Source organism: Thermus sp. FJN-A (assembly GCF_054655095.1).
This window is the reverse complement of record NZ_BAAHSC010000056.1, coordinates 1-1,064: the sequence shown is the minus strand read 5'-3', so window position 1 is coordinate 1,064 and position 1,064 is coordinate 1. Positions and strand designations below refer to the sequence as shown.

Genomic DNA, 1,064 nt, shown 5'->3' with positions numbered 1-1,064 from the left:
CGCTTGAGCTTGAGGGCCACATGGGCCTCCGTGAGCCTCCCCTCCTCGTCCGTGCGGGGCCAGAGGGTGAAGACCCCCTCCCCCTGGTGCTCCTCCGGCTGGCTCAGGGCGTACCCGGCCACCTCCACCCGGCACCCCTCGGGAAGGCGGGGGCTAGAGAAGCCCTCCTCCCCCAGGCTCCCCTCCAGGAAGAGGGTGGCCTGGTGGGCCGGGTGGCGGGCCCCGGGCTTCTCCTTTTGGGCTTCCTTGACCTCCTCCACGCCTTCCCCTAGAGGCCGAAGCGCTTCAGGACCTCCCGGGCCCGGTCCACCACGCTCCTCCCCGCCCCCTCGGGCTTCGCCTCCTCCTCCAGGGAGCGGAGGAAGGCCTCGAGGCTCTCCCGGGTGATGCGGGCCGAGCGGGGGGTGGGGTGAACCACCTTGAGGCGCCCCGCCTTCACCAGCCTGTAGATCGTCGTCCGACCCAAGCCGAGGGCCTTGGCCGCCTCGCTGTAGGTCAAGAGAAGCTTGCCGTCCAGAGGGTCCTTTTCGGGGGGGTCCCCCTTGGCCGTGGGGCTCTCCCGCATGCCCCCATGGTACAGAAGCGAGGCGGAGGGTCTTGGAACTTCCTGGAACTTCCAGACATCCAGACTCTGGAAGTCTGTAAGTCTGGAAGTCCATAAGTTTGTCGCAAACTTCCGTCATTTGTCGCAACCTTCCGCCGGCCGCCCCAGCTCCTCACCCGCCCCTTTTTCGGGGTTTTCGCCCTCCCGGACGGGACTTCCCTTCGGTCGGGGCCTTCTTCCGACACTTCGCCAAATAAACCTTTGGCGAATGCTATACTTCGGGAAAGCGGGGGCGGGGGCCCTCGAGGGCACTCCGGGCCCGCCCCCCGAAGGAGGTCCCATGAGCCAGCCTGACCCCCACGCCGAGCTCTTCGCCCGCTTCCGCCGGTACCTGGAGATGGAGGAGGGCCGCTCCCCCCGCACCGCCAAGGAGTACCTCATGGACGCGGGCCTCTTCGCCCGCTGGTTCCGGGAGCGCCACGGCAGGCCCCCCCGCTTTGAGGAGGTGGGGAGCCAGCAC

1 protein-coding gene and 2 pseudogenes are annotated in these 1,064 nt (G+C 68.5%); 1 reads left to right on the top strand and 2 read right to left on the bottom strand.

Annotated elements, in window-relative coordinates:
* A pseudogene (locus tag ACYQ0J_RS00295) lies at positions 1-260 on the bottom strand (hypothetical protein); the annotation flags it as partial.
* An 8-nt stretch (positions 261-268) separates the two neighbouring features.
* A complete protein-coding gene (locus tag ACYQ0J_RS00290; protein WP_460170235.1) occupies positions 269-565 on the bottom strand; it encodes a helix-turn-helix transcriptional regulator in 297 nt (98 codons plus the stop codon).
* A 319-nt stretch (positions 566-884) separates the two neighbouring features.
* Between ACYQ0J_RS00290 and ACYQ0J_RS00285 the strand changes: the two are divergent.
* Positions 885-1,064 (top strand): annotated as a pseudogene (locus ACYQ0J_RS00285) (tyrosine-type recombinase/integrase); the annotation flags it as partial.

What these genes read in the sequence shown, in the direction of transcription:
- ACYQ0J_RS00290 (WP_460170235.1), bottom strand. Translation starts at nt 565, where the DNA reads ATGCGGGAGAGCCCCACGGCCAAGGGGGACCCCCCCGAAAAGGACCCT.